Origin of the sequence: Peristeroidobacter agariperforans, from assembly GCF_004138335.1 — a bacterium.
GTDB classification, from domain to species: Bacteria; Pseudomonadota; Gammaproteobacteria; order Steroidobacterales; family Steroidobacteraceae; genus Steroidobacter; species Steroidobacter agariperforans.
Genome location: NZ_RYFW01000001.1, coordinates 1,932,298 through 1,955,112, shown reverse-complemented (window position 1 = coordinate 1,955,112; position 22,815 = coordinate 1,932,298). Strand labels below are relative to the sequence as shown.

Here is a 22,815-nt window from a genome sequence, read left to right as displayed (position 1 = left end):
TCAATGTCAGCGAGACAAATCAAATTGCAACTCGACGTACGGCCGGTTCAGAGGCCCGCCGCACGCCCCATCTTCCCCAACGATCCCCTTCTTTTGGCCTTGTCCATGGCATCTCGTCTCGATCATCAAAAATTTCCTTGAAACCAGGCTTTCATGCGATCGAACGTACCGCGCACGTTGCCGCCCAGCGGCGACTCGCGGCGTCCGCGCAGATAATTCTCCCGGCCATACAGCAACAGGCCGACGCCGGTCGAATGAATCGGATTGCTCACCACATCGACCAGTCCGGTGATGTGTTGCGGTACGCCGAGGCGCACCGGCATGTGAAACACCTCTTCGGCGAGCTCGACCGCGCCTTCCATCTTCGCGCTGCCGCCGGTGAGCACGACGCCCGCGGCGATCACTTCCTCGAAGCCGGACCGGCGCAACTCTTCGCGCACCAAAGCAAACAATTCCTCGTAACGGGGCTCGACCACTTCGGCGAGGGTTTGTCTCGCCAGCCGGCGCGGCGGACGATCGCCCACGCTCGGCACTTCAATGGTCTCGTCCGAGTTCGCCAGCTGCGACAGCGCGCAGGCGAACTTCATCTTGATCTCTTCGGCGTGATGCGTCGGCGTGCGCAAGCTCACCGCGATGTCGTTCGTCACCTGGTCGCCGGCGATCGGTATGACGGCGGTATGACGAATCGCGCCGCCCGAGAACACCGCGAGGTCGGTCGTGCCGCCGCCGATGTCCACCAGGCACACGCCCAGTTCCTTTTCGTCGTCGGCCAGCACCGAGTAGCTCGACGCCAGCTGCTCGAGCACCACGTCCTCGACCTGCAAGCCGCACCGCTGCACGCACTTCACGATGTTCTGTGCCGCGCTGTCCGCACCGGTGACGATGTGAACTTTCGCTTCCAGTCGCACGCCCGACATGCCGATGGGCTCGCGGATGCCTTCCTGGCTGTCGATCAAGAACTCCTGCGGCAGGATGTGCAGGATCTTCTGGTCGGCCGGGATCGCGACGGCGCGCGCCGCGTCGATCACGCGATCGACGTCTTCGGACGTCACTTCTTTGTTCCGGATCGCGACGATGCCGTGCGAGTTCAGGCTGCGTACGTGACTGCCGGCGATGCCGGCGTACACCGAATGAATCTCGCAGCCGGCCATCAGCTCGGCTTCTTCCACCGCGCGCTGAATCGACTGCACCGTCGACTCGATGTTCACGACGACGCCACGCTTCAGGCCGCGCGAAGGATGCGAGCCCAGGCCCACCACTTCGATACGACCTTCGTGATTGACCTCGCCCACGATGGCGACCACCTTGGAGGTGCCGATATCGAGGCCGACAATCAGATTTCGGTCATTCTTCCTAGCCATCAGAGCGAGGTTCCTCGGCGTCGCGCGCGACTCGGGCTGGAGCGTTCCAACCCACAGAAAAGCCGTTGCTGTAACGCAGATCTACGTAACTAACTTCCGCTGCTCGGGCCGCCACCACGGGGCTCGCCACAGCGATGAATCTTTCCAAGCGGGCCGGCACGTCCTGCCGACCGAGACGGACCATCACGCCATTGCCGAGCGTCAACTGCCACGCGCCGCGCGCGTCCAGCTCGACTTTGCTCAGGCGCATTCCCACGCCCAACAGACGTGGGTATGACTCGAGATAGAGCTTCGCGACCTGAGCTTCGGTGCCCGACGGGCCGATGAGCTGCGGCAACTCTTGTGGAATGTGCCGCGCCTCTTTCAGAAACAATTCGCCTCGCGTATTCATCAGCCCCGACTCGCCCCAACGTGCCGCCGCGACATGCTCGGTGATGAACACGCGCACACCGTTGGGCCACTTGCGTTCAACGCGGGCGCGATCCACCCAAGGAATCGTTTCCAGCGACGTGCGCAACGCAGCCAGGTCGACGGAAAGAAAACCCGAACCGCGAAACTGTGCGACGACTTCTTCGACCTGCAGCGGCGTGACGCGCTGAAATTGCCCGCCCACTTCCACCTTGCCAATCGGCCGATCGAACGAGACCACGAGGCCCCACACCATCACGCCGATACCGAGCACCAGCGCGAGCACGCCCAGCGCAGGACGCAAGCCACCATTGGTCAACGATGCGACCAACGGTTGCAGCCGGCCGAGCAGATCGAGCTGCTCGCCCGCGGCCTTGCGACGATTGCGCTTGCGCGTGCCCATCATGAGCGGAGCGCTCCTTGACCGGCGTGCGGCAGACTGGTTTCCAGCACGCGCCACACCAGCTCATCGAACTCGATGCCGAACTGCTTCGCCGACTTCGGCACGAGCGAATGGCTGGTCATGCCCGGCGCCGTGTTCACTTCTAATAAGTAGAACTTGCCGCTGGCGCGGTCGCGCATTACGTCGACGCGGCCCCAGCCGTAACAGCCAGCGGTGCGGAACGCTTCGAGCGCGAGCGCACGAATCTCGTCTTCGGCTGCGCCTTGCAGACCCGGGCAGATGTACTGCGTGTCCTCGGCTTTGTACTTGGCGTGATAGTCGTAGTACTCGCCCGCCGGCACGATGCGAATGCTCGGCAACGCCGTGTCGCCGAGCACAGCAACCGTCAGCTCATCGCCGACGATCAACTGCTCCATCAGCATCTCGCCTTGATAGCGGGCGGCGAGATCGACCGCCTGCTTGAGATCCGCTTCTTTGAACACGCGAGTCACGCCGACGCTCGAGCCCTCGCACGCCGGCTTCACGATCACCGGCAGGCCAAGATCGCGCGCGGCCGCCGCCACATCGCTGTTGCGAGACAGGCGTGCATAACGCGGCGTCGGCAGACCGAGAGACAGCCACACCTGCTTGGTGCGAATCTTGTCCATCGACAGCGCCGAGCCCAAGACATCCGAACCGGTGTACGGAATGGCGAACGCGTCGAGCAAGCCTTGCAGGACGCCGTCCTCACCGCCGCCCGCATGACCGTGCAGGATGTTGAACACGCGATCGCAGCGCTTGTTCACCAGCTCATCGACGAGCGCGGCGATGCCATCGACCTTATAAGCGTCGACGCCCTGGCGCTTCAGCGCATCCAGACAATTGCTGCCGCTATCCAGCGACACTTCACGCTCGCTCGACGTGCCGCCCATCAGCACGGCGACGCGACCGAAGTCACGCGCGTTGCTGACGCGCCTCGGCGCGAGACTATTGGATTTTGGCTTGTTTGCTTCAGCCATGACTCACCTCGCCGACGATGCGCACCTCAGTGTTGAGTCGCACACCGTGTTTTTGTTCCACCGTCTGTTGCACGTGACGAATCAACTGCTCGATATCGGCAGCACTCGCCGTGCCGTCGTTGACGATGAAGTTCGCGTGCATCTCCGACACTCGTGCGCCGCCGATGCGAAAACCTTTCAGTCCGCACGCCTCGATCAGTCGCGCGGCGTGATTGCCCGGCGGATTTGTAAACACCGAGCCGCACGACCACTCCTGAATCGGCTGCGTCGCCTTGCGCTTGGCGAGCAACTGACGAATGTCGTCGTTGCTCACACCAGGGCGTAGCTCGAAGCGTAGTAGCGCGCCGAGAAACCATTCGTCTTTCGGACCTTCGACGTGGCGATAGCCAACGTTGTAGTCGGATGCCGGGCGCTCATGACGCACGCCGTTGCGATCGATGGTCGCGACCGACACGACGTGCTTCCACGTTTCGCCGCCGAACGCGCCCGCATTCATCGCCAATGCACCGCCCAGGGTGCCGGGAATGCCCGCGAAGAATTCCGCTGGCCCCAAGCCCCACTTGATGCACTGTTTGGCGAGCTTCGCGCAGGCGACGCCGCTGCCACACCAAACGTCGTTGTCGCTACGGCGCTCCAGCTCATCGAAGATGCCGTGCGTCTCGATCACTGCACCACGCACGCCGCCGTCGCGAACCAGCAAGTTGCTGCCCAGGCCGATCCACATCACCGGCGTGCCGGGCTCCAGCCCTTGCAAGAAGCCGGACACGTCGGTCGCGTCGAGGGGCGAAAAGAACAGATCCGCCGGCCCGCCCACGTGCCACGACGTGTGCTTCGACATCGGCTCGTCGCGTTGGACGCGTCCTTCAAAATCAGGCGGCAGCGACAACGCGTTCACGGTTGCCTCCGCTCGGCCGACAAAGAGGTCAGCGCAGCCGGCAGTTCTGGCGCCAGGCTGCCGATGGTGCCGGCGCCCATGGTCACGATCACGTCGCCATCGCGAGCGATTTGGATCAACGCGCGCGGCAGTTCTTCGATCTTGTCGACGAACACGGGCTCGACCCGGCCGTGCGAACGCACGGCACGACAGATCGCCTTGCCGTCGGCCCCCGCGATCGGCGGTTCACCGGCCGCATAAACTTCAGTGACGATGAGCGCGTCGGCGTTTGCGGCCAGCACACGAGCGAAGTCATCGAGCAGATCGCGCGTACGGGTGTAACGATGCGGCTGGAACGCCAGCAGGATGCGACGATTCGGCCACCCCTGGCGGATTGCTTCGAGCGTCGCCGCAAGCTCGGTCGGGTGATGACCGTAGTCATCGATGATCGTGACCTTGCCCGCCGACGTCTCCACATCGCCGTACTGCTGCAAGCGACGATCGACGCCATGGAACGACGCGAGCGCGGACTGGATCGCCGCATCGTTCACTTCCAGCTCCTTCGCGACAGCGATCGCCGCCAGCGAGTTGAGCACGTTGTGTCGTCCCGGCAGGTTCAACTGCACCGACAGCTTCTGCGACGAGCCGCGACGCTCCACGTCGAAGCGCGTCTGCACGCCCTCTCGCTGGATGTTCACAGCGCGCAGGTCGGCCTCTGGACTGTCGATGCCATAAGTCACGAACGGACGATTGATCCGCGGCAACAAGCTCTTCGCGACCGGATCGTCCGCGCACACCACAGCCAGGCCATAGAACGGCAAGTTGTGCAGGAAATCGACGAAGCTCTGCTTCAACCGCTCGAAGTCGCCTTCGTGCGTGCCGAGATGATCGTTGTCCACGTTGGTGACGATCGAAATCATCGGCTGCAGGTGCATGAACGACGCGTCGCTCTCGTCGGCTTCGGCCACGAGATATTTGCCGGCGCCCAGGCGCGCGTTGCTGTCGGCGCTCTTCAAGCGGCCGCCAATGACGAAGGTCGGATCCAGGCCGCCCTCGGCGAGAATCGACGCGACCATACTCGTCGTCGTGGTTTTGCCGTGCGTGCCGGCAACCGCGACGGAATAACGGAAGCGCATCAGCTCGCCCAACATCACCGCACGCTGCACGATGGGCAGGCGACGCGACTTCGCTTCGATGACCTCGGGGTTGTCCGCTTGCACGGCGGTCGAGACGACGAGCACGTCCGCCTTGCCGACGTTCTCCGCCGCGTGGCCGATCTTGATCTGCGCGCCGAGCTTCGCCAGCCGCTGCGTGACGCCGTTCGGCTTCAGGTCGCTGCCTTGGACTTGATAGCCCAGGTTCAGCAGCACTTCAGCGATGCCGCCCATGCCGCTGCCGCCGATGCCTACGAAATGGATGTTGTGAATGCGGCGCATGCGATCTTTCATGCGGCACCTCCTGCAGCGGCCACGCATGCGTCCGCGAGACGCACGTCAGCATCCGTGATCGCAACCGAGCGGGCGCGCATGGCCATCGCTTTCAGTTGCTCACGTCCGCCGCTCAGTATTTTGTTGAGCTCCTGCGCGAGCCGTTCCGGCGTGAGATCGCGCTCGGCGATCGAGACGCCCGCCTGGGCATCGACCAGAAACTTCGCGTTGAGCGTTTGATGATCGTCGACGGCAGCGGCGAACGGCACGAAGATGGCCGGCAATCCTGCCGCCGCCAACTCCGACACCGTCATCGCGCCGGAACGACACACCACCACGTCGGCCCAGCTATACGCTTCGGCCATGTCAGTGATGAAGGCACGAACGTCAGCCTGCACGCCGTGCTTCTCATAAGTCTCGCGCACGACCGGCAAGTGACGCTCGCCGGCCTGGTGAATTACAACGGGACGAGACGTAACATCGACGGTCGCGAGCGCCGCCGGCACCGTTGCGTTGAGCTTCATCGCGCCCTGGCTGCCGCCGATGATGAGCAAACGAATCGGCCCTGTACGACCGTCAAAGCGCTGCTCGGGCGGAGCGATCGCGGCGATCTCACGTCGCACCGGGTTGCCCACCTGCTCGGCACGCATGCCGGAGGGAAAACTCTTTGGAAAAGCTTCGAGCACGCGACCCGCGAGCTTCGCCAGCATACGATTCGTCATGCCCGCGACGGCGTTCTGCTCGTGAATGACCAGCGGCCGACGCGTCAGCCATGCAGCCACGCCACCCGGGCCCGCCACGAAGCCGCCGCAGCCGAGCACCACAACGGGGTTGCGCCTGCGAATGACTTGCAGGCTTTGCCAGATCGACTGCACCACCTTGAATGGCGCGAGCAACAACGTCGCCGCGCCCTTGCCACGCAGACCGCTCATCGAGATCCACTCGATCTCGATCTGCGCAGGCGGGACCAGCTTTGCTTCCAAACCCTTTCTCGTTCCCAGCCACACGGGCTCGAAACCGCGTTCACGCAAGACGCGAGCAGCAGCGAGCGCCGGAAACACGTGCCCGCCTGTTCCGCCGGCCATGATCAGCACCGTGCGCTTCATTCGTCACTCTCCTCTCGCGCACGGCGAGCAGGACGCGACACGGCGAGGCGACCCGACGTCTGTGCCTCGTGATGAATGCGCATGAGGAAACCCAGCCAGCCGAGCGTCACCATGACGCTCGAGCCGCCGTAAGACATGAGCGGCAGGGTCAATCCCTTGGTCGGCAGGATGCCCATGTTCACGCCGACGTTGATGAAGGTCTGCAACGCCAGCCAGATGCCGAACGCCGCCGCGCAGTACGCCTGGAACGCCAGCCCGGCCTCGGACGCGATGCGCGAGATATAAAAGCTGCGCCACACCAGCAGCACGAACAGGCCCAACGTGACGATCACGCCTGCCAGACCCAACTCCTCCGCGAGCACGGCGAACACGAAGTCGGTGTGCGCTTCGGGCAGGTAGAAAAGTTTCTGCACGCTGGAGCCGAGGCCGACGCCGAACAACTCGCCGCGACCGATGGCGATCAGCGACTGGGTCAGCTGGAAACCGGAGTTGAATGGATCGGCCCACGGATCCATGAACGCGGTCAGACGCTTCAATCGATAGGCCGAGGTCACCGCAATCACCGCCATGCCCGCGGCGGCGATCGCGACGAGCGCAAGGAAGTGACGCAGCTTCACGCCGGCGAGGAACAGCACGCCAAGGCCGGTAGCCATCAGCACGGTCGCCGCACCGAAGTCGGGTTCCATAAGCAGCAGAGCCGAAGCGCCCATGAGCACGCCCAGCGGCTTGAGGAATCCCTTCAGTTCTTCCTTCAACTCGCCCTGCCGCCGCACGACGTAGCTGCACAGATATATAAGTAGTAGCACGCGAGCCAGCTCGGACGCCTGGAAGTTCATGACCCCGGCACGCAGCCAGCGGCGGCTGCCGTTCACTTCGTGACCCAGGCCGGGGATCAGCACTGCCAACAGGAAAATGAAGCCGACCAGCAGCAGCGGCATGGCCAGCTTTTCCCAAACGGCCGTGGGAATGGACATCATGATCATCGCGCCGAGCACGCCGAAGCCCACGCCATAGAGCTGACGCTCCAAAAAATAGAGCGGGTCCTGCAGTTGCTTGTCGGCGATGCTGATGGACGCGGACGTCATCATCACCAGCCCGAGCAGCAAGATGCCGCCGATGGTCAGCAACAGCACCGGATCGAACGCGAAACGTCGCGGACGCCCGTTGTTGCGCGCGAATGCCAGAGGTACAGCGCTCATGCCTGCAACCCCTTCACCGCAGCGGCGAACACATCGCCGCGATGACCGTAGTCCCGGAACATGTCGAGGCTCGCGCACGCGGGCGACAGCAATACCGTCTCGCCCGGACGCGCCGCATTCGCAGCGGACTGCACGGCCTCATTCATATCTTTCGCGAACTCGGTGCTCGCTACACCTCGTAAGGCCGCGTCTAGCAACCTGGCATCTTGACCGAGGAGCACGACGTGCCGGACTTTGCCGCGAAACGCCTGAGCGAGCGGCTCGAAGTCCTGACCTTTGCCCTGACCGCCGGCGATCAACACCAACGAACCTGGCATGCCCGCCACCGCCGCGAGCGTTGCGCCGACGTTCGTGCCCTTCGAGTCATCGACGAAGCGCACCCCTTTCACGTCGGCAACCCACTGCGAACGGTGCGGCAGTCCAGCGAAGTCACGCAGCGCCTGCAGACAAGCGGGACGCGACAAGTTGAGCGCATCGCACATGGCGATCGACGCCAATGCATTGGCCGCGTTGTGCAGGCCGCGAATCTTCAGCTCCGACATCGCGATCATTCGCTCGCGGCCGTGCATGAGCACCACGTCATCGCCTTGGTGATGCACGTAGTAATCCGCTGCCCCATCGGCACGCAGGCTGAAGCCGAACACGCGCGACGACTGGTAGCGCATGGAGCGGACTGCGATGTCGTCCATGTTCACGATGGCGGCCTGAGCGCGTTGGAAGATGCGTTCTTTCGCGGCGGCGTATTCTTCGATCGTCGCGTAACGATCCATGTGATCTGGCGTCACGTTCAACACAGCGGCAGCCGCGGCTCGCAGCGACAGCGTCGTCTCCAGTTGGAAGCTCGACAGCTCCAGGACGTACAACTCGGGCACGGGATCGTCGAGCAACTCCAAGGCCGGCCGGCCGAGGTTGCCGCCGGTGATGGCGCGCCGACCCGCAGCGTTCGCCATGAGGCCGACGAGCGTCGTGACCGTGCTCTTGCCATTCGTGCCCGTGATCGCCGCGATCGGCGCCTTGGCCTCGCGCACGAACAACTCGATGTCGCCGACGATCGGAATGCCACGCACGGCGGCACTCATCAAGAAAGGCTCTTTCAGCGACACGCCCGGCGACGCCACGATCTGCGACGCGCCGTCGAGCAACGCTTCATCGAAGCCTCCGAAACGCACTTCCGCTGCCGGCGCGAGTGTCTTCAGCGCCAAAGACTCAGGCGGCGCCGCGCGACTGTCAGTGACAGCGAAGCTCAAGCCGCGAGACTGCAAATAACGCGCGCACGACAACCCCGTCCGGCCCAAGCCGACGACGATCGAACGTCCGCGCTGCTGCTGCGTCATGGCGTTAGCGCACCTTCAACGTCGCAAGACCGATGAGCACCAGGATCACGGAGATGATCCAGAAGCGCACGATGACCTTGGGCTCGGCCCAGCCCTTGAGCTCGAAGTGGTGATGGATCGGCGCCATGCGGAAGATGCGCTTGCCGGTGAGCTTGAACGAGGCCACCTGCAGCATCACCGATACCGTTTCCATCACGAACACGCCGCCCATCACGAACAGGACGATCTCCTGGCGCACGATGACGGCGACGATGCCTAGTGCCGCACCGAGCGCGAGGGCGCCAATGTCGCCCATGAACACTTGCGCGGGATAGGTGTTGAACCAGAGAAAGCCGAGACCTGCGCCGACCAGCGTCGCGCAGAACACCAGTATTTCACCGGTGCCCTCGATGAAAGGAATGCCGAGATAGCCCGAGAACACTGCATTGCCTGTCGCATAGGCGAACACCCCCAATGCTCCACCCACCAGAACCGCCGGCATGATGGCCAGACCGTCCAGGCCGTCGGTGAGATTCACCGCGTTGCTGGTGCCGACCACGACGAAGTAAGCGAGCGCGACGTACCAGACGCCGAGCGGAATCACGACCTGCTTGAACAGCGGCACATACAACGCCGTCTCGGCCGGCGACTTGGCCGTCATGTACAGGGCGATCGCGCAGCTCAGGCCCGCGACCGACTGCCAGAAATATTTGTATCTCGCGATCAGGCCGCGGCTGTTGCCGACCACCAGCTTCAGATAGTCGTCCCAGAAGCCGATCAGGCCGAACGCCAGCGTCACCAGCAGCGTGACCCACACGAAGCGGTTGCTCAGATCGGCCCACAGCAGCGTGCTGAACGTGATCGCGACCAGAATCAGCAGGCCGCCCATGGTCGGCGTGCCGGCCTTCGGCAAATGGGTCTTCGGACCCTCGTCGCGCACGCGCTGGCCGATCTGGTTCACCTGCAGCTTGTTGATCATCCACGGGCCGATCAGGAACGAGATCACCAGCGCCGTCAGCGCGGCCAGAATCGCGCGCAGCGTCAGGTACTGGAAAACGCGAAACGCGCCTTCCAGGAGTGCGAGCTGTTTGGTGAGGTACAGCAGCATTTAAGTAGTTGTGCTCTTAATGATGGCCGTTGATGTTGCCAGGCGGCGTCGCGGACAGTGCCGCCGACACGCGCTCCAACCGATTCGCTCGCGACCCTTTAATAAGTACCGCGACCCCGCTGGTCAGCGACGCCTTGGCATCGCGAATCAACGCATCGATGTCGGCGAACCATTGGCCGCCGCGACCGAACGCCTCCACCGAGAAGCGCGAGCCCTCGCCGATGGCGAGCAGCCGCTCGATACCCGCCTGCCGCGCATAGCGACCGACTTCGGCGTGCAGTTCGTTGCTCGCATTGCCCAGCTCTTTCATTTCCCCCAACACCAGCCAGCGCGTCCCGGCAAAGCTCTTCATCGCATCGAGACCCGCTTTGAGCGAGCTGGGGTTGGCGTTATAGGAATCGTCGACGATGAACGCGCCGTTGATGGCAGGCTTCAATTCGAGCCGGCCCGCGACCGTCTTCATCGCCGCCAGACCTTTGACGATCTGCTCGGCCGGCGTACCGGCTGCGCATGCAGCTGCGGCCGCGCCCAGCGCGTTGCGCAGGTTGTGCAGACCGGCGAGCGGGACTGTCGCAGCGAGCGTGCCATCCGGCGTCACCAGATCGAAGTCGATACGGAAGCCGGACGGCGAGTTCACCTCGCGGACCTTGTGCGCCATGAAATCGGCGGGCTGTTCGAAGCCAAACGTCAGGATGCGATCGGCCGCGCTCGCATCGCGCCACTGCCACGCATATTTGTCGTCGGCATTGATGACCGCGACGCCTTCGAACGGCAGCGCCTGAAACATTTCGCCCTTGCCGGTCGCGACGCCGTCCAGGCTGCCGAACCCTTCGAGGTGCGCGGCGCCCGCATTGGTCACGATGCCGACCGTCGGCTCGGCAAGCGAGGCGAGATGGGCGATCTCACCGACGTGATTCGCGCCCATCTCGATGACCGCGAAGCGATGCTCCTTGGTCAGCTCGAGCAGCGTCAGCGGCACGCCGATGTGATTGTTCAAGTTGCCCCGGGTCACGAGCGTCGGGCCACGCTGCGACAGAATGGAGCCGATCAACTCCTTGGTCGTCGTCTTGCCGTTGCTGCCCGTCACGCCGACCACGGGAATCGGGAACTGACGTCGCCACTCACGCGCGAACGCGGACAACGCCGCCAATGGGTCGGCGACGACGATCTGTGGAACGTCCACGGGCAACTGCTTCGCCACCAACGCGGCGGCCGCCCCGTTCTGAGCCGCGGTCGCGACGAAATCATGACCATCGAACGACGGCCCGCTCAGCGCGACGAACAACGCGCCCGGCTTGATGGTGCGCGTGTCGGTGGAGACGCTCGTGAACGCACGATCGGCGCCGACCAGCTGGCCCTGCGCACACTTCACGATCTCACTCGGTTTCCAGGCAATCATGACTGCCTCCCAAGCGCATTCAGCGCCTGCTCGTGGTCGCTGAACGAACGTCGCTCGGCTCCCACGATCTGATAGTCCTCGTGCCCCTTGCCGGCGATCAGCACCACGTCGGCCGCCGCACTCTCGGCAATCGCGCGATGGATGGCAGCCGCGCGGTCACGTTCGACGGTCGCGGCTTCGGGACGAGTCAACCCTTTAAGGATGTCGGCGACGATCGCATCACCGTTCTCGGTGCGCGGATTGTCGTCGGTGATGATGATGCGATCGGCGAGACGCTCGGCGATCGCGCCCATCAAGGGACGCTTGCCCGCGTCACGGTCGCCGCCGCAACCGAACACACAAACCAACTTGCCGGTGCGATGCTTGCGCACGGCCAGCAATGCTTTCTCCAACGCGTCCGGCGTGTGCGCGTAGTCGACGATGGCGAGCGGCCGATTCGGCGCCGTGATCGTTTCCATGCGGCCCGGCGGCGGACCGCACTTCTCGAGCGCACCAATCGCGTCCTGCACGGATACGCCGCTGGTCAGCAAGGTCGCCAGCACGGTCAGCAGGTTCTCGACGTTGAAGTCGCCGACGAAGCGCGAACGCAGTGTCGCCGCGCCCCAGCTGCCGTCGAACTCGATATCGAGGCCGTTCGGGGCGGCGGTCACGCGGCGAGCAAACAATTGCTTCACTTCGCCCTTCTCGCTGCGCCAACGCGGATCCAGCTGGATCTGGCCGGCGCGACTGAGCACGACCAGGCAGGTGTGCGCCACTCGAGTCGCGATCTCACGACCGAACGCATCGTCCACGTTGACGATGGAATATCGCAGCGATGGCCAGCGGAACAGATGCGCCTTGGCTTCGCCGTACGCTTCGAGCGTGCCGTGATAGTCGAGATGATCGCGAGTGAGGTTGGTGAAGACCGCAGTGTCGAACCGCACGCCGTTGACGCGATGCTGTTCGAGCGCATGCGAGGAAACTTCCATGCCGAGGCAACGCACGCCTTCGTCGCGGAGTTCAGCGATCTGCCGATGAACCGTGATGCAATCCGGCGTCGTCAACGAGCCCGAGTGCAAGGCGCCGACGCGGCCATAGCCCAGCGTGCCGGCGTAGGCGGAAGTCATATTCAACTGTTGCAAGGCGGCGGCGATCACGTGCGCCGTAGTCGTTTTTCCATTGGTGCCCGTGACACCAATGACACGCACGCTCGCCGACGGGGCGTCGAAGAACCAATCCGCAATCGCGCCCAGCCAGGCCGTGAGCCTGGGAATGCCGATCAGCGGCACGTCCTCGGGCAGACGCGGCGGAATCACGCCTTCGACCGGCTCCCACAGAATGGCGGCAGCACCGGCGTTCACAGCCTGCGCCGCGAAGCCGATGCCATGAGTACGCGTTCCGGGAAGCGCAACGAACGCGGCGCCCGGCGCCACCGCGCGGCTGTCGAGTGTGAGATCGGTGATCTCCAGATCCGGCGGCACGAAATCAACGGACGACACGCCGCTGTCCGCGAGCAGCTCCCGCAGATTCTTGGTACGCACGTTGTCGGCCCGGCTGTTCATGGTGATCTTTGCAGCGGCTGTCCTCATGGATTGGCCTGTACCAGCGTCGTGGCAGGCACTCGGTCGAGACCGTCGGGAGGTACACCCATCAAGCGCAACGCGCCCGCCATCACATTGGCGAACACGGGCGCGGCGACGTCGCCGCCGTTCTTTCGATCGCCGGTCGGCTCATCGATCACGACCAGCGCAGCAAGACGCGGATGGCTCGCCGGCACCACGCCACCGAACGATGATTTGTAGCGTTCGCTGGAATACGCGCCGGCATCGGCGGTCCATGCAGTGCCGGTCTTGCCGGCAACTCGATAGCCGATCAGCGAGGCACGCTTGCCGGTGCCTTCCATCGAGACCACCGACTCCATCATCTCCAGCAATTCTTTGGCGGCGCGCGGATCGATGACTTGCTCGCCCGGCACGGGCTCTTCGACTTTGCGCAACGTCACCGGCCGCTTTACGCCATATGCGCCGAGTGTCGCGTAGGCGCGCACCAGCTGCAGCGGCGTGACTGACAAACCATATCCATAAGAGATGGTCGCCTGGCCGATCTTGCGCCAGTGCGAGTATTCATTGAGCAAACCGGCCGACTCTCCCGGAAAGCCGCTGCCGGTGACCTCTCCGAAGCCGAACGCGGTCAGCGTGTCGTACATGGACTTGGGCGGCAGGCTCATCGCCATCTTGGTCATGCCGACGTTGCTCGATTTCGCCAGCACCGTCGCCAGCGTGATTGGACCCAGGTTGTGCTTGTCTGGAATTCGTTTGATGCCCACCTGCACGAAACCCGGCGAAGTGTCGATGATGGTGTTGCCGTGATAGCGCCCGCTCGTGACCCCGGCAGCGGCGATGAATGGCTTGATGCTCGACCCGGGCTCGAAGATGTCGGTGGCAGCGCGGTTGCGATAACGCGAAGCCGCGACCTGATCCCGATCGTTCGGGTTGTAAGCCGGCTGATTGACCATGGCCAGCACTTCGCCGGTCTCGATATCGAGCACGATGACCGTGCCGGCCTTGGCGCCGTATTCCTGAACCGCTGCCTTCAGTTCGCGATAGGCCAGGTACTGGATGCGCAGATCGATGCTGGTAATGAGATCGCCACCCGGATGCGGCGCGCGGATGCTCTCCACGTCTTCCACCGTGCGGCCGAGACGATCCTGAATGACGCGCTTGGCACCGGCTTCCGCGCCGAGCCAACGGTCGTACGCCAGCTCCAGTCCTTCCTGGCCGATGTCGTCATACTTCTTGGTGAAGCCGAGCAGATGGCCCGTGACTTCGCCGGCCGGGTAGAAGCGCTGGTATTCGCGCTGCAGGTACACGCCGGGAATCTTCAGTTCCTTGACCTTCGCGGCATCGCTCGGGCGCATGTGGCGCACCAGATAAACGAACTCGCGATCCAGGTTGCTGGTGATGAGCTGCGTCAGCCATCGCTTGTCGCGATTCAGTGCTTCGGCCAGGCTCGGGATCTGATCCGCGGCCTTCATCACTTCGGGCGGATTGGCCCACACAGTATCCACCGGCATGCTGGCAGCCAATGGTTCGCCGTTGCGGTCGTAGATGCCGCCACGATTCGCGGTCAGTTTGGCGATGCGGGTGTAACGAGCGTCGCCCTGACCTTCCAGGAACCCTTCATCGAGTACCTGCAAATCCACCGCGCGCGCGAGCAGGCCGGTCGCGATCAGCACCAGCGTGCCGAGCACGAATCGCAGGCGACCTCGGTACTGCTCGGGAGAAAAGTTCTTGGTTTCGTCGCGACGGATCATGGCTTCACGATCCGCACTTCATCGGGCCGCGGCACGACCATCTGCAAATTGACGCGAGCGGTCTGTTCCACTCGGCCGTGCGTCGCAAAGGCGCTCTGCTCCAGCTTCAGCTGGCCCCATTCGATTTCGAGCCGGTCGCGCTCCGCGTGCAGACGCTGCAGCTCGATGAACAAGCTGCGCTGCTCGTGCTTGCTCCACACGACGGCAATCGCGGCGCCCAACAGCGCCACTCCCAACACTGGCATGGCAATGCGAGCGCTCATGCAGCCACCCTTTCCGCCACTCGCAGCACCGCGCTGCGGGCGCGCGGATTGGCGGCGACTTCCGCTTCGCTCGGGTGAATCGGCTTGCCGATGCGGCGCAGTTTCGGACGGGCGTGCGCAGGCACGTCGGGCAAGCCGGCGTACACGGGATCTTCCTGCGACTGTTCCTGCATGAAACGTTTGACGATGTTGTCTTCGAGCGAATGAAAACTGATGGCGCACAACCGCCCGTGCGGCGCCAGTGCAATGAGGCTGCCGGCCAACGCGGCGCGGATTTCCTCGAACTCGTGGTTCACTTGAATACGAATGGCCTGAAACGTACGCGTCGCCGGATGTTTGCCCGGCTCCCACTTGGGGTTCGCCTGCGAAACGATTTGCGCGAGCTGCAACGTAGTGACGATCGGCGCCTCACGCCGCGCATTCACGATGGCGTGCGCAATGCGCTTCGCAAACTTTTCCTCACCAAAATCTCGAATGACGCGAGCGATCTCGTGCTCCGGCGCCTTCGCAACGAACTCCGCGGCGGTCATGCCGGATGAAACATCCATGCGCATGTCGAGCGGCCCGTCCTGCGTGAAGCTGAAACCTCGCGCGGCGTCGTCCAGCTGTGGCGACGACACGCCCAGATCGAGCAGCACGCCGTCGATGGCGCCTTCCAGCCCCATCTGCGTGACTACCGAGCCCAACCGCGAAAACGCACTGCTCACCAAAGTCATCCGCCCATCGTTGGCGAAGCGTTCGCGCCCGGCCGCGATCGCCGCCGGGTCCCGATCGAATGCGATCAGCGCTCCCTGCGGCCCGACTCGCTCCAGAATCGCGGCGCTGTGGCCGCCGCGACCGAACGTGGCGTCGAGATAGCGGCCGCCCTCGCGAATATCGAGCGCGGCCAGCACTTCCTGCAGAAGCACCGGCGTGTGCGACAACATGACCGGGGCCTTACAACGACAGCGATTCGAGTTCGGGGGGCAGCTCCTCGGCGGTTTCGTCGACCTTCAGCCACTGCTCGCGGCTGTCGTTCCACAACGCCTCGTCCCACAGCTCGAACCGGTTGCCCTGACCGATCAGCATCGCGGTCCGCGACAGCGTCGCGTACTCACGCAAGCTCGGTGGAATCAGGATGCGGCCGCTGGTGTCCAGCTCCAGATCAGTGGCGTGACCGATCATCAAGCGCTGCAAGCGCCGCGCGACCGGATTCAAGGTCGGCAAACGACGCAGCTTCAGCTCGATCTCTTCCCACTCCGGCAGCGGATAAATGAGCAGACACCGGTCGGCGCGATCGACGGTTGCGATCAGCCGGCCGTTGGAGCGCTCCACGATGCGCTCGCGATAGCGCGTCGGCATGGCTAGCCGACCTTTGCTATCGAGAGTGACCTTGTTGGCGCCCCTGAACATGCCCCACTAACCCACGCATTCCCACTTTTTCCCACCGAGTTGCACTATAGGTACCGTGGTCTCGCGGGTCAAAAAAATCTGGGGCATTTCCTGTTTAGCGACAGGCACTTAGAACGCTAAGCTGGGACCCACCCGGAAACTGGACAAAAGCGGTCTGACAGAAATCAGTGGGTTAGCAAACGTTCTTTGCGTGCCGCGGCACGAGTACCAGGGTTTGTCCCCACCTGTGATTCCAACCAGTACAGGGAAAACCTTAAGCCGCGGAAATGCGCAATCGCGGGGCGGAGGGCGGCCGTTTCGGGGCCGAAATCGGGCCGATTGTGGCCGCGAGGTTCGTCAGGAATTTATCGACAGTTACGGTTAAGTCGGCCTTCTAAGGAGGCTTTGACCTGAGCAACATTTATTAAAATTTAACGCTTCTGTGCGGAGGCGTCGGTGGCGGGCGAAGGCCAGGGCGGGGCCCCTCCTTCCGGCACCGGGGCGCCGGCCGGAGCGCATTGCGCTCCTCACCGCACGTCCATGATGAGCCCTGCGGTTTCGACCCCATCCCCGTGCCGAAAAGCTGCCGGAAGGAGGGACCCCGCCCTGTCCTCCGCCTCTGGCGTTGGCTCGGGTGCCCGGAAGCGTGGGCAGCGTTAGTAGCCAGCTCCAGCAACAGCTGGGAGCGAAAAGAAAAAGGAGTCGGCCGATAAGCCGGGTTCTGTCGTGGACAACCATTCATCTGCGATACGCGTCACCGCGTACCTCCAGCGACCTACCCGGGAGTCTGTGTGGGCCACACATGCGGCCAGTCCGAGGACTGACCGCGCGCTCCCCTATTTGGTCTTGCTCCGGGCGGGGTTTACCGTGCCACCGAGTGTTGCCACCGGCGCGGTGCGCTCTTACCGCACCCTTTCACCCTTACCGTCGCGTGGCCGAAGCCGCGCGCTTAGGCGGTTTGCTTTCTGTTGCACTTTCCGTGGACTCACGTCCCCCAGGCGTTACCTGGCGCCTTGCCCTGGGAGCCCGGACTTTCCTCCACCCTTGCAAGCAAGAGCAGCGGTTGTCTGGCCGACTCCGCCGCGCATGATACAGACTTATTCGTCGCGTTTGCCGCCGCTCAACTGCATGGCGCGCGCATAAAGGTCGCTGCGCTTCTCGCCGCTGAGCTTTGCCGCTACTTTCGCGGCCTGCGACGGAGAGAGCTCTTCCATCAGCGCGCGTAGCAGCTGGTCTGCACTCAAGCACTGCGCAGCACTCGCTTCGCTGGGGTTGCCACTGACGACGATGACGATTTCGCCGCGTGACATATCGGCATTTTTTTCGGCGATTTCGCACAGCTGCGCAAGAGTGCCGGTGTATGTCGTCTCGAAACGCTTGGTGAGCTCGCGACTCACCGAGGCTGAACGCTCGCCGCCCAATTCCGCCGCCATATCGCGCAGAACTTCGGACAGGCGATGCGGCGCCTCGTAGAAGATCATCGTACGTTGTTCGCTCGCCAATGCTCGTAGCCGAGACACGCGAGCTGCGTTTTTCGCGGGCAAAAAGCCTTCGAAAGCGAATCGATCGGTCGGCAGACCCGCAATCGACAACGCCGCGATGGCCGCGCACGGTCCGGGCACAACTGCAATCGAAACACCACGGGCGCGAGCCGTTGCGACGAGGTCGAAGCCTGGATCGCTGATCAGCGGCGTGCCCGCATCCGAAACCAGCGCGATGGATTCCCCGGCGAGCAAACGTGTGATGAGCGTCTCGCTCTTGTGCATCTCGTTGTGCTCGTGCAACGAAGTAAGCGCAGTATCGATCCCGAATGCTTGCAACATTTGTCGGGTGTGCCGCGTATCTTCGGCTGCGATCAGCTGAACGCCCGACAACACCTCGCGCGCCCGCGCGCTGAGGTCGCCGAGATTGCCTATCGGCGTGGCCACGACGTAGAGCGTGCCGGCCGCCACCGCAGATTCGGTGCTAAAACCAGCGCTCATGCAGTTGCCCTATATAATGCCGTCCGCGGCTCACGCCGAGAGGTTGCAGTGGAAATGAATGGCACAAAGACGGCTCGATTTGCGATGAATGGCATCGCCACCATCATACTGGCGATCGGCCTCACCGCATGCGAAGTCACACCCGTCGCCCCGGAAACCCCGAGCGTCGTCGCCGACCGGCAAGTCGATCAGGCCGAAGCCCTGTCTGGAAAGGGCGACTACAAGGGCGCCGCCCGCGTGTACGAAGCTCTGGCTGCACAGTCGCCTGGCGACTTGCGCGATCGCTTCCTGCTGCGCGCTGCTCGTGAATACGTTCGAGGTGACGACACGGCCCAAGCCACGACGCTGTTGAATCAAGTCAGCGCGTCGCTGCCTCGCGCTGATTTCGGTTTGCGCTCACTCGTGACTGCCGAGCTGGCACTGCGTGGCGGCAGGGGCGACAAGGCGCTCGCCGAGCTGGATCGCATTCCTCAGCCGGTTCCCAGCGAATTGTCTTCCGATGTGCTCGAACTTCGCGCCCGCTCGTTGTTTGCGCTGAGCCGGCCGGCTGCGGCAATCAGTGCCGCACTCGAGCGCGAGCGTGCGCTGACGAGCAAGGAAGATATTCGCGCCAACCAGCGCATGATCTGGCAGGGCTTGCAAAAGAGCGCGGCCGGCAACGCTGACTTCACACCTCCGGCCGGCGCGAGCACGACACTCGCAGGCTGGCTCGACCTGGGTCGCGCGGCGCTCGTGACTGCTCGCAATCCGTTCTCCGCGAACGAAGACATCGCGCAGTGGCGCAATCGCTATCCGACCCATCCGGCGAATTCGTTGATCTCCGAAGACGTGCTGCCTCAGTTGAGCGTCGGGCTGGATTATCCGACCCAGATCGCGCTGATTCTGCCGCTGTCGGGTCGTCAGCAGGCCGCAGGCATGGCGGTTCGCGATGGTTTCCTCGCGGCTTTGCTGCAGCAGGAGGCGAGCCGTCGGCCGATGTTGAATGTTTATGACTCGGCGGAGATGGGCGCGACCACCGCCTATCGCAAAGCTGTTGCCGATGGCGCGCAGTTCGTCGTCGGCCCGCTGACCAAGGAAGAAGTAACGGCAATTGCGACCTCGGGCGAGGTCTCCGTGCTCACGCTCACGCTGAATCAGACCGCGGACAATGTTTCTTCGCCGCCGTTGTTGTTCCAGTATTCGCTCGATCCGGAAGAAGAAGCACGGCAGGTTGCGCAACGCGTGACTGCAGACGGCCGCATGCGAGGGTTGGTGCTGTTGCCGAACAACGAATGGGGTCAGCGCGTGTTTCGTGCGTTCGACACCGAGCTGAAAACGTTGGGCGGACAGATCGCGGGCCTGACGTTTTATGACCCGTCGGCGCGGGACTTCTCGCAACCCATTACCGATCTGTTGCTGATCGACGAGAGCCGTGCTCGCGCCAATTCACTGTTCACCGCGCTCGGCACCCGGATGGAGTTCGAACCGCGCCGTCGCGGTGACGCGCAGTTCATCTTTGTCGGCGCGCAGCCGGTGCAGGGTCGTTCGATTCGTCCGGGCCTGAAATTTCATCTGGCCGGCGACCTGCCCATCTATGCAACTTCGGACATCTTCGAGCCGGACACGCAAGCAAACAACGATCTGGAAGGCGTGATCTTTCCAGATATGCCGTGGGTCATTTCCCCCGACGCCGCTTCGACTCAGCTTCGTAGCGCCCTCACGCGCCACTGGCCCGTCCGCGCCCGAGGCCGCGGCCGTTTGTATGCTTTCGGCTTCGACGCCTGCCGCATCGTGCCCCTGCTCAAGGCCGGCCAAACCGGCAGCGCGCACGCGATTCCAGGCATGACAGGATTGTTGTCCGTCGACGAGCAAGGCCACGTCAAACGAGAGCTCGACTGGGCCAAAGTCTCCGGTGGCCGGGCGCTGCCGTTAGGAACGGCGGCGACGGCGTCGGCGCAGTAATGCGCTCGTGAGCGACAGCGCATTTCCTAACCCATATCCATGGGCGGTGTTGTCGAAGATCGCCCATGCTTCCGATGCCTTCGCCGCCATGATCTGCTGCTGAAGCATGGCGAGGCACTCGCGACCGTAGTCGGAGAAGTACTTTTTCGGCTGGCCATGCCATCGGAAGTACACGCATCTGCGATCGCCACCAGGCTGATTCCCGCCCGGCCATAACGGCGGATCGGCCGCGACGCGGGCCACAGATAGCTCGGTGAGCAAACGATCGGCTCGCTCGGCGCCCCAACTCGGATGGCGCGGCTCACACGCGTACCGCACATCGATTCGTTTGCGCATCGATCGGAAGAAACGACGCGTCGCCACGGCATCGAACTCCAGCTTCGGTGGCAATTGCACGAGAATCACGCCGAGCTTCTCGCCCAGGCCAGCAATCTCTTCCGCAAACTGTCCGAGCACATCCGCGCGAGCAGCAAGCGAACCCTCGTGCGTGAATGCCTGCGGCGCCTTGACCGCGAATCGGAAGCCCTTCGGAACGCTCTGCGCCCAGCGAGCGTACGTCTGCGCACGATGGTGGCGATAGAACGAGCTGTTGATCTCGACCGCACTCAGGCGCTGTGCGTATCGTTCGAGGTGAGAACCCTCAGCTGGAAGCTCCGATTGATATCTCGACGGAATCGACCACCCCGCTACGCCGACGAACAACTTCGTCGACCCACCTTTCGCCGCCGGCCGCGAACGCGGCTTCTTAGCTCGAGACTTGCTTGTCACAATCGAGCCAACTCACGGTCGTGCCACGCGGTTCCTCTCGCAACCGCCCTGGCTGTACAGCAAATCACCCCGGAGCGAGCGCGCATTTAGGCTCGCTTCGTCGAGAAATGCGGCCGTCCGCGGCTACGCTGCGCAGGCACGCTGGTGCCATCTCAAGGCGGCGGAGTGGACCATGGACGATCGCGAGCGCAAGGCCATCGGGCAGCTCGGCGAGGAGCTGGCGCTGGCGCATCTGCTTGCGCACGGGCTCAAGCCGCTCATTCGCAACTATCGCTGCAAGATGGGCGAGCTCGATCTAGTGATGATGGAGCGCGAGGTATTGGTGCTCGTCGAAGTTCGCACGCGAGCCAACAACGACTACGGCGGCGCAGCCGCCTCAGTGGACTGGAAGAAGCAGCACCGGCTCGTGCTCGCAGCCGAGCATTTGCGGATGAAACGGGCCGAACTCCGGCGTTACCCGGCGCGTTTTGACGTGGTTGCCATCACCACCGGCGAGCCGAAAGCGACAGTGGACTGGATCAAGAACGCGTTCACGCTGTAGCCTGATCGAACGTCGCTGAGGCCAGCGACGCGCCTCGGTGCGCCAGAGAAATCGTCATGCTCGAAACGACTGCTGAAACCACCTGCCCCCATTGCGGCGAATCCATCATGCTGTTCCTGGACCTGTCGGTCGAATCGCAGGAATACATCGAGGATTGCTCCGTCTGTTGCCAGCCCATGACCGTTTATTACAGCGCCGAAGGCGGCGAGCTCACCGAATTGCGGGTCGAATCCGCGAACTGAGACCTGTCGCGCGGGGCCGGCCGGCGGTGAGCGGGTAACGTCGGCGCATGTGGCGCAATCTCCGCATCTTGGTCCTGCTGCTGATCCTGCTCGTCGTCGCGCTGAACACGTATTTCGATCGCGTGTACTCGACGGACTGGAACATCCCGCTGCGCGTGACCATCTATCCCATCGACGGCGACGGCAGCCCGGCCACCGGGCAGTTCATCGGCAGCCTGAAGCCGGATCGCTTCCAGGCCCTGGAAGACTTCTTCGAGGAAGAAGCGAGCTTCTGGGAGCTGCCGCTGCAACGGCCGATCCGGTTCAAAGCCGCGCCCCAACTGCACGACGTGCCGCCCGCCCTGGATCGTGACGCGAACGTATTCAGCATCATGTGGTGGAGCCTGCGCATGCGGTATTGGGCCTGGCAAGCGCCGGACGGGCCCGGCGTCGCGCCCGACATCAAGCTCTTCGTCGTCTATCACGACCCGGCGCTGACACCGACGCTGGCCCACTCCATCGGCATGCAGAAAGGCTTGTACGGTGTCGTGAATGTCTTCGCCGACCGATCGATGACCGGCTCGAACGACATGATCACTGCGCACGAGTTGTTACATACATTGGGCGCGACCGACAAGTACGATCCGCGCACCAGCCAGCCCATCCATCCGTTCGGCTACGCAGAGCCCACCAAAGAGCCGCGCTTGCCCCAGACCCATGCCGAGCTGATGGGCGGCCGCATTCCGCTGACGAACGAAGAGTCCGTCACGCCCGAATCGCTGAATCAGGTTGTCGTGGGCGAGCTGACCGCCGCCGAGATCCGCTGGCGGAAAAAATAGC

The 22,815-nt window shown here is 63.5% G+C and carries 21 protein-coding genes and 1 other RNA gene; 4 read left to right on the top strand and 18 right to left on the bottom strand.

Features of this window, described 5'->3' with window-relative positions:
• Window positions 1-125: 125 nt before the first annotated feature.
• The 17 genes from ftsA to rsmI all read right to left on the bottom strand — a co-directional run bounded on the left by ftsA (window position 126) and on the right by rsmI (window position 18,504).
• Window positions 126-1,361, bottom strand: coding sequence for a cell division protein FtsA (gene ftsA, locus EK373_RS08520; protein WP_129642258.1), 1,236 nt, complete (start codon window positions 1,359-1,361; stop codon window positions 126-128).
• Window positions 1,354-2,175, bottom strand: a complete 822-nt coding sequence (locus tag EK373_RS08515) for a cell division protein FtsQ/DivIB (protein ID WP_129642257.1) — start codon at window positions 2,173-2,175, stop codon at window positions 1,354-1,356. Before EK373_RS08515 ends, ftsA begins: the two co-directional genes overlap by 8 nt.
• Window positions 2,172-3,170, bottom strand: coding sequence for a D-alanine--D-alanine ligase (locus EK373_RS08510; RefSeq protein ID WP_129642256.1), 999 nt, complete (start codon window positions 3,168-3,170; stop codon window positions 2,172-2,174). Before EK373_RS08510 ends, EK373_RS08515 begins: the two co-directional genes overlap by 4 nt.
• Window positions 3,163-4,065 carry a UDP-N-acetylmuramate dehydrogenase gene (gene murB, locus EK373_RS08505; RefSeq protein WP_232831048.1) on the bottom strand — a complete coding sequence of 301 codons (903 nt, stop codon included), beginning with the start codon at window positions 4,063-4,065 and terminating at the stop codon, window positions 3,163-3,165. The genes EK373_RS08510 and murB overlap by 8 nt, the downstream gene beginning before the upstream one ends.
• Window positions 4,062-5,492, bottom strand: coding sequence for a UDP-N-acetylmuramate--L-alanine ligase (murC, locus tag EK373_RS08500; RefSeq protein WP_198683155.1), 1,431 nt, complete (start codon window positions 5,490-5,492; stop codon window positions 4,062-4,064). Before murC ends, murB begins: the two co-directional genes overlap by 4 nt.
• Complete coding sequence (gene murG / locus EK373_RS08495) at window positions 5,489-6,577, bottom strand: undecaprenyldiphospho-muramoylpentapeptide beta-N-acetylglucosaminyltransferase (protein ID WP_129642255.1); 1,089 nt, start codon at window positions 6,575-6,577, stop codon at window positions 5,489-5,491. Before murG ends, murC begins: the two co-directional genes overlap by 4 nt.
• A complete protein-coding gene (ftsW, locus tag EK373_RS08490) occupies window positions 6,574-7,776 on the bottom strand; it encodes a putative lipid II flippase FtsW (RefSeq protein ID WP_129642254.1) in 1,203 nt (400 codons plus the stop codon). The genes murG and ftsW overlap by 4 nt, the downstream gene beginning before the upstream one ends.
• Window positions 7,773-9,110, bottom strand: a complete 1,338-nt coding sequence (gene murD, locus EK373_RS08485; protein ID WP_129642253.1) for a UDP-N-acetylmuramoyl-L-alanine--D-glutamate ligase — start codon at window positions 9,108-9,110, stop codon at window positions 7,773-7,775. The genes ftsW and murD overlap by 4 nt, the downstream gene beginning before the upstream one ends.
• Before the next feature lie 4 nt (window positions 9,111-9,114).
• Entirely contained in the window at window positions 9,115-10,197 is a 1,083-nt protein-coding gene (mraY, locus tag EK373_RS08480; protein ID WP_129642252.1) for a phospho-N-acetylmuramoyl-pentapeptide-transferase, read from the bottom strand.
• Between the two features lie 16 nt (window positions 10,198-10,213).
• Window positions 10,214-11,596, bottom strand: coding sequence for a UDP-N-acetylmuramoyl-tripeptide--D-alanyl-D-alanine ligase (locus EK373_RS08475; RefSeq protein ID WP_129642251.1), 1,383 nt, complete (start codon window positions 11,594-11,596; stop codon window positions 10,214-10,216).
• Window positions 11,593-13,164: a UDP-N-acetylmuramoyl-L-alanyl-D-glutamate--2,6-diaminopimelate ligase gene (locus tag EK373_RS08470; RefSeq protein WP_232831047.1), complete on the bottom strand. Its 1,572-nt coding sequence runs from the start codon at window positions 13,162-13,164 to the stop codon at window positions 11,593-11,595. Before EK373_RS08470 ends, EK373_RS08475 begins: the two co-directional genes overlap by 4 nt.
• Window positions 13,161-14,888, bottom strand: coding sequence for a peptidoglycan D,D-transpeptidase FtsI family protein (locus EK373_RS08465; RefSeq protein ID WP_129642250.1), 1,728 nt, complete (start codon window positions 14,886-14,888; stop codon window positions 13,161-13,163). Before EK373_RS08465 ends, EK373_RS08470 begins: the two co-directional genes overlap by 4 nt.
• On the bottom strand, window positions 14,885-15,151 hold the full coding sequence (gene ftsL / locus EK373_RS08460) for a cell division protein FtsL (protein ID WP_129642249.1): 267 nt from the start codon (window positions 15,149-15,151) through the stop codon (window positions 14,885-14,887). The genes EK373_RS08465 and ftsL overlap by 4 nt, the downstream gene beginning before the upstream one ends.
• Window positions 15,148-16,077 (bottom strand): 16S rRNA (cytosine(1402)-N(4))-methyltransferase RsmH, encoded by a 930-nt coding sequence (rsmH, locus tag EK373_RS08455; RefSeq protein ID WP_129642248.1) that lies wholly within the window; start codon window positions 16,075-16,077, stop codon window positions 15,148-15,150. The genes ftsL and rsmH overlap by 4 nt, the downstream gene beginning before the upstream one ends.
• Before the next feature lie 10 nt (window positions 16,078-16,087).
• Window positions 16,088-16,543, bottom strand: a complete 456-nt coding sequence (mraZ, locus tag EK373_RS08450; RefSeq protein ID WP_129642247.1) for a division/cell wall cluster transcriptional repressor MraZ — start codon at window positions 16,541-16,543, stop codon at window positions 16,088-16,090.
• A 673-nt stretch (window positions 16,544-17,216) separates the two neighbouring features.
• An RNA gene (gene rnpB, locus EK373_RS08445) (RNase P RNA component class A) lies at window positions 17,217-17,601 on the bottom strand.
• Between the two features lie 18 nt (window positions 17,602-17,619).
• Complete coding sequence (rsmI, locus tag EK373_RS08440; RefSeq protein ID WP_129642246.1) at window positions 17,620-18,504, bottom strand: 16S rRNA (cytidine(1402)-2'-O)-methyltransferase; 885 nt, start codon at window positions 18,502-18,504, stop codon at window positions 17,620-17,622.
• Window positions 18,505-18,558: 54 nt separating this feature from the next.
• Here rsmI and EK373_RS08435 point away from each other — a divergent pair, with 54 nt between their 5' ends.
• On the top strand, window positions 18,559-20,445 hold the full coding sequence (locus tag EK373_RS08435; RefSeq protein ID WP_129642245.1) for a penicillin-binding protein activator: 1,887 nt from the start codon (window positions 18,559-18,561) through the stop codon (window positions 20,443-20,445).
• Here the strand turns inward: EK373_RS08435 and EK373_RS08430 are convergent.
• Window positions 20,413-21,213: a DUF72 domain-containing protein gene (locus tag EK373_RS08430; RefSeq protein WP_198683154.1), complete on the bottom strand. Its 801-nt coding sequence runs from the start codon at window positions 21,211-21,213 to the stop codon at window positions 20,413-20,415. The genes EK373_RS08435 and EK373_RS08430 overlap by 33 nt on opposite strands.
• Before the next feature lie 172 nt (window positions 21,214-21,385).
• Here EK373_RS08430 and EK373_RS08425 point away from each other — a divergent pair, with 172 nt between their 5' ends.
• The 3 genes from EK373_RS08425 to EK373_RS08415 are packed head-to-tail and all read left to right on the top strand — an operon-like array spanning window position 21,386 to window position 22,814.
• Entirely contained in the window at window positions 21,386-21,754 is a 369-nt protein-coding gene (locus EK373_RS08425) for a YraN family protein (RefSeq protein ID WP_129642244.1), read from the top strand.
• 56 nt (window positions 21,755-21,810) lie between these two features.
• Window positions 21,811-21,996 carry a CPXCG motif-containing cysteine-rich protein gene (locus EK373_RS08420; RefSeq protein ID WP_129642243.1) on the top strand — a complete coding sequence of 62 codons (186 nt, stop codon included), beginning with the start codon at window positions 21,811-21,813 and terminating at the stop codon, window positions 21,994-21,996.
• 47 nt (window positions 21,997-22,043) lie between these two features.
• Complete coding sequence (locus EK373_RS08415; protein ID WP_129642242.1) at window positions 22,044-22,814, top strand: hypothetical protein; 771 nt, start codon at window positions 22,044-22,046, stop codon at window positions 22,812-22,814.
• Window position 22,815 lies beyond the last annotated feature (1 nt).